Origin of the sequence: Microbacterium sp. K41, assembly GCF_004794395.1 — a bacterium.
Lineage (GTDB): Bacteria > Actinomycetota > Actinomycetes > Actinomycetales > Microbacteriaceae > Microbacterium > Microbacterium sufflavum.
The window spans coordinates 1-487 of record NZ_SSDO01000158.1; the positions used below are offsets into that span (position 1 = coordinate 1).

The 487-nt window shown below is 73.7% G+C and carries 1 protein-coding gene; it reads right to left on the reverse strand.

Translation table 11 applies throughout. The features are described 5' to 3' along the window. Window positions 1-440, reverse strand: a 440-nt coding sequence (locus DW309_RS03880) for a response regulator (protein WP_136044610.1), incomplete at its 3' end; no start/stop codon positions are given. Between the last annotated feature and the right edge of the window lie 47 nt (window positions 441-487).

Sequence of the window (487 nt, forward strand, 5' to 3'; positions counted from 1 at the left end):
GCGGGCACCGCGGAGAACCGGGCGAGCACGCGCCGCGTCACCTCGGGCGCCAGCATGCCGTCACCTGCGGCGAGGGCGCGGACCGCGGCGATCAGGTCCTCCGCCCCGGCGTTCTTCAGCAGGAAGCCGCTGGCCCCGGCATCCAGCGCGCGGTACAGGTAGTCGTCGCGGTCGAACGTCGTGATGATCGCGATGGCCGCGCGGACCGCCGGATCCGCGACGATCCGCTCGGTGGCCTCGATGCCGTCCATGTCGGGCATCTGCACGTCCATCGTGATGACGTCGGGGAGCAGGGCGGACGCCTGGGCCACGGCCTCCGCTCCGGTCGAGGCCTCGCCCACCACCGTGATGTCGGGCTGTGTCTCCAGGATCGTGCGGAACCCGGTGCGCAGCAGCGCATGGTCGTCCACGAGCAGCACGCGGATGGCGTCGGCGCTCATCGGCTCGCTCCCGCCGCGACCGGGGCGAGGGGCACCCGGGCCCGCAC